Raw genomic sequence first — 4568 nt, forward strand, 5'->3', positions numbered from 1 at the left:
GCTGCGGGGTCAAACTTAAGAAATTCTAGACTGGCTCCCTGCCCAAGCGTGTAAACCGGCGGATGCTCTAGCAAAATCAGGGCATCCGCCAGACTAGGATCGTTGATGCGTTCGGAAACCAGCGATCGCTGCCAGTCCCAAGCTGCCGAATAGGGCATCTGCCCCCGATTGTATAACCGGAGTTGGCGCAGTTGCTCCGAGGCTTTCCCAGCAGACCCTTCAGACTTACTTAAAATCATGGCAAAAATCAACAGTAATTTGACTTATATTTTTTGCATAATTAATCTGCTGGAATCAAGAAATGTCAAAAGATGCAAAGGATTCTGAAGAGAAGTCAAAGGCATAAGTTCTCTAGAATACAAAGTGCTAGTGTTGAAGTTATAACCTCAAGTGTTGAGGGAGGATGCCTCTTCAAAATAACCCCAAAGATAGACTTGGAGATCGCAACCAAGCTGGGGAATGTACATTAGTTAAATAGCACCCTAGGAAACCTAAACAAGAACATCGGCAGTTGCTTATTTGCGATAGGGCTGCTGACAACCTCTCTAGCTGAGGGACTGCCAGCAAGAACATCCTAGCAACAGTGTGAAATCGGGAAAAATTTGCTACTGCTCAAAGTTTTGGCTCCGTTCAACGTTTGCTAACACCAAAAAACGGGAACGAGATCGCTACTGAGAAAGCCGCAATTCTGCTGAGCTTTCTAAATTATCACAACGGTACAGCATGGAGTATCCGGTATGAAGCTTGTTATCCACGGCAAAAACATTGAAATTACCGACGCGATTCGTGAGTACGTAAATCAAAAAATTGACAAGGCAGTCAGCCACTTTCAGAGTTTGACGAGCGAAGTAAACGTGCATCTTAGTGTGGCTCGCAATCCCCGGATAAATCCAAAACAAGCCGCTGAGGTGACTATCTTTGCCAACGGTACAGTAATCCGTGCTGAAGAGAGTAGCGAGAGTCTCTACGCGAGCATCGACCTAGTTGCCGATAAAATTGCCCGCAAACTCCGGAAATATAAAGAAAAGCGTCTGGATAAGAAGACCCAGACTCAAATGAAGACTGGCATTGTAGTAGAACAAGAGCCAGTGCCAGAGGATCTCATTGGTTCTCGCACCCCCGAACTCCCCTCAGAAGTGGTGCGTACCAAGTACTTCGCAATGCCGCCAATGACGATGGACGAAGCCTTGGAACAGTTGCAGCTGGTGGATCATGACTTCTATATGTTCCGCAATGCCGAAAGCGGTGAGATTAACGTTATTTATGAGCGCAACCACGGTGGTTATGGAGTAATTTTGCCGCGTAACGGGAATGGACATACCCATCACAAAAATGGCAAAACTGACAACCACAGCACTGGAACGCCAGAAAAGTCAAGCTCTGCAAAAGCGTAAACAGAACTGAAGAGTATCTAGATTCTCGTTCGCAGACTCTTAGTTGACTCTGATTTGATCGGGTAGGAGCATTCTTTGTGAATGCCCCTACCTTCCTGATTTCACAGGATCGCCCCACAGGTTGTAGAAAAACTTTTTCTTGCAAATCGCACTCGCCACTACTGTGCTGGTATTGATTCCAATTTAGGTTGCGATCGCTTTCCCAGCCTCATTACGAAACTGAGCGATCGCACCTTGCATTGCTCGTAGTTCATCTTCTGAAATTCTTAAACAATTTGTCTACATAACACTTTGTTGAAACCCTAATTTCTAACGATCAACACAAATAAGAAATTAGATAAACTTAGCGTCACAGTAGTTTTATCCCTGGGTTTTCTTAGGCAGCCACTTGCAGGGATCGGTCAACTAAGTGCTGCTATCGTTCCCTTCAAAATCAACCAGATGCAGTTGAAACTTCAAAACAACTTCTTTCTCAACTTTTAAAGGAGCTAGTTGGCAATAAGTAGGATCGTCGTTGCGATGAGTGGGTCAACATGACCAAACCTATATTAAGCCAGAGGATGAGAAGGATAAACAAGTATTAACCTGAGACAAGCGGGTTGTACAAAAAACAGGTTGGTAGAGAAAAAGGAAGGTAAAGTCATTATGCATGAGGTATCAGAGGAACACGCGAAGGCCGCAGAGGAACACGCGAAGGTCTCAGAGGGACATGGGAAGTTAATCGAGGAGGTAGGAAAGACTCTAAAGGAGCGTGGAAAGAGCGCCCAAGAGCATGGAAAGTTGATAGAAGAGTACGGAAAGGCCACACAGCAGCATGCGAAGGCATCGCAGCAGCACGCGAAGGCATCGCAGCAGCATGATGGAAACTCAACAGAGGAATTCGTGAAAGCTGCACAGGAACACTCCAAGGCAACAGAAAAACATACCAAAGCAGTCAAGGAGTTCCTCCAGGTAGCACAGGAGTTCGTCCAGGTAGCACAGGAGCAGGTAGAGACATCCAAGAAATTGTTGGACAAACGATAACTTGATTTGGATATCTATATGCCTTACGAGCGCGATCGCATCAGCTGTTTCAACTCTCGCCAAACTGGCGAGAGTTGTCCAAAATCCGATTGTTTATTCGTGAAGATTCCGTAGCTAGGGCTGAATAATAAAGCTAAAACAAATAATCCTGATGCAACTAATACAATCGCTGGGCCGGAAGGCAAATTTTGGTAATAACTCAGGTACATCCCGCTGATGCTGGAAATAATGCCAATCCCCGCCCCAACTATCATCACATTGTGCAGCCGCTTCACTAATAGATAGGCGGTTGCTCCTGGTGTAATTAACAGCGATAGCACTAGGATGACACCCACAGCTTTCATGCTGGCAACAATGGTTAAGGCAATCAGCAGCATTAAGCCAAAATTGAGCAAGTTAGTAGGCAATCCCGCTGCCTGCGCTCCCAATGGATCGAAGGTATAAAATAATAATTCTTTGTACAGTAGGACGACCACCAATAGGACAATTGCGGCAATGATCGCAGTGTCGCGGACTTCTTCAACGGTAACACCCAAGATATTGCCGAATAAGAAGTGATTGAGGTCAATTTTGTTATCTTTTTGGATCGTGGTAATTAAGGTGACGCCGAGGGCAAAAAAGGCAGAGAAAACAATACCCATTGCGGCATCTTCTTTAATTGGCGATCGCGTTCTGATCCAAGCGATCGCCATCGTACTCAAAACCCCGGCAATAAATGCCCCGACAAAGATATTGGCACCTACCATAAACGCGATCGCTAACCCTGGCAAAACCGAGTGGCTGATGGCATCTCCCAACAATGCCAGCCGTTGCACCATCAGATAGCTACCGACAACAGCGCACAGCAAGCCGACGAGAATGGCAATAATCAGCGATCGCTGCATGAAGCCGTACTGCAACGGCTCAATCAACGCTTCTAACATAAAAATTTAGAGGATTCTAACCGCTCCAGGCGCAAAGGACACAAAGTTTAAGAGGGAGTGAGAAGTGATTTCTTTAATTTAAAACTCACTCCGGGCGGATTGATGAAATATATTTCTGGGCGGATAGATAATGAGATAAAGACCGCCTCTACGCAGCTGCTTCTGTAAAGAACATCACCTGCCCGCCATAGGCACGATACAGGTTTTCCTGACTCAGCACCTCGTGGCGCGAACCAGAGGCAATTAACTCAGTATTCAATAAAATTAAGTCATCAAAGTGGGTGATAGATGCCCCTAAGTCGTGATTGACAACGAGAACCGTTTTTCCAGCGTCGGCAAGGTCGCGGAAAATGTCAAAAATAATTGCTTGGGTTTTCTGATCGATCCCGGCAAACGGTTCATCAAAGCAGAAAACCTCTGCTTCTTGGGCTAAAGCCCGCGCTAAAAATACCCGCTGCTGCTGTCCTCCGGAGAGTTGTCCAATCGGGCGATCGCGATAATTGCTCATTCCCACCCGATCCAAAGCCTCTGCTGCCACCCGTCGGCTTACCGTAGAGAAGCGACGAAACCAGCCAGTTTTCTTGACACGCCCCATCATTACAGCATCCCAAACAGTCGCCGGATAAGTCCAGTCAATTTGCGATCGCTGTGGCACATAGGCTACCCGTTCCCGTTGCTCCATCAAAGGTCTATCGCTATACAGCACCGTGCCACCCGTCACGGGAATCAATCCCAACATCGCCTTCATCAAGGTACTTTTTCCCGCACCATTGGGGCCAATAATCCCTGTCAAACGTCCCGGTGCCACTACACAACTGACATTCCGTAGCGCCTCTACCGTGCGGTACTGCACTCCCACCTGGCTGATTTTAATTGCTGTAGATGCCTCTAGCGAGGCGGCTGGCAGATGGCAAACCATTTTTGCCCAATCGGTATCAGGAGAGAAGGTGGCAGTATTCATAGGGTGGTTTTATCTTGCTTTCTTTTTAGATTACTCTAATAATGAAAAGAATATGAAAACATCTATAAAGAGAAATAATCTAAAAGATAGGTGAAATTGATGGTACAGCGCTCTAGGCTCTTCCAAAAGGTAAAAGGAAGTAATTTTTGCCTTTCCAAGGCAAAATCGGGGAATCCTCTGGCTCTGGTTTCTAGCCTTTGCCTAGGAATTCTCTTGCCTTTTGCCTTATCCAGCTGTACCCAGCCTTCCTCAAATCGTGCAAATCCA

Annotated in this window: 5 protein-coding genes and 1 pseudogene; 2 read left to right on the plus strand and 4 right to left on the minus strand. The window is 46.3% G+C overall.

Annotated features, from left to right (window positions below):
- A pseudogene (locus H6F50_RS02175) lies at positions 1-239 on the minus strand (lipoyl(octanoyl) transferase); the annotation flags it as partial.
- Positions 240-737: 498 nt separating this feature from the next.
- Here H6F50_RS02175 and raiA point away from each other — a divergent pair.
- Both raiA and H6F50_RS02185 read left to right on the plus strand, forming a co-directional pair.
- Positions 738-1394 carry a ribosome-associated translation inhibitor RaiA gene (gene raiA, locus H6F50_RS02180; protein WP_190425827.1) on the plus strand — a complete coding sequence of 219 codons (657 nt, stop codon included), beginning with the start codon at positions 738-740 and terminating at the stop codon, positions 1392-1394.
- A 615-nt stretch (positions 1395-2009) separates the two neighbouring features.
- Positions 2010-2417 (plus strand): hypothetical protein, encoded by a 408-nt coding sequence (locus H6F50_RS02185; RefSeq protein WP_190411857.1) that lies wholly within the window; start codon positions 2010-2012, stop codon positions 2415-2417.
- Between the two features lie 23 nt (positions 2418-2440).
- Here H6F50_RS02185 and H6F50_RS02190 read toward each other — a convergent pair whose 3' ends face one another.
- The 3 genes from H6F50_RS02190 to H6F50_RS26685 form a co-directional block, all read right to left on the minus strand.
- Positions 2441-3340: a metal ABC transporter permease gene (locus tag H6F50_RS02190; protein ID WP_190411858.1), complete on the minus strand. Its 900-nt coding sequence runs from the start codon at positions 3338-3340 to the stop codon at positions 2441-2443.
- A gap of 148 nt (positions 3341-3488) precedes the next feature.
- Positions 3489-4259, minus strand: coding sequence for a metal ABC transporter ATP-binding protein (locus H6F50_RS02195; RefSeq protein WP_242028865.1), 771 nt, complete (start codon positions 4257-4259; stop codon positions 3489-3491).
- 104 nt (positions 4260-4363) lie between these two features.
- Positions 4364-4568: hypothetical protein (locus tag H6F50_RS26685; protein ID WP_206754816.1), on the minus strand; the 205-nt coding region annotated here is incomplete at its 5' end.

The sequence above is a fragment of the Coleofasciculus sp. FACHB-712 genome, assembly GCF_014695635.1.
Classification (GTDB): domain Bacteria; phylum Cyanobacteriota; class Cyanobacteriia; order Cyanobacteriales; family FACHB-T130; genus FACHB-T130.

Bases quoted from the DNA above. Each gene is read 5' to 3' on its own strand.
- H6F50_RS02190 (WP_190411858.1), bottom strand. From the start codon at position 3,340: ATGTTAGAAGCGTTGATTGAGCCGTTGCAGTACGGCTTCATGCAGCGA.
- H6F50_RS02195 (WP_242028865.1), bottom strand. From the start codon at position 4,259: ATGGTTTGCCATCTGCCAGCCGCCTCGCTAGAGGCATCTACAGCAATT.
- raiA (WP_190425827.1), top strand. From the start codon at position 738: ATGAAGCTTGTTATCCACGGCAAAAACATTGAAATTACCGACGCGATT.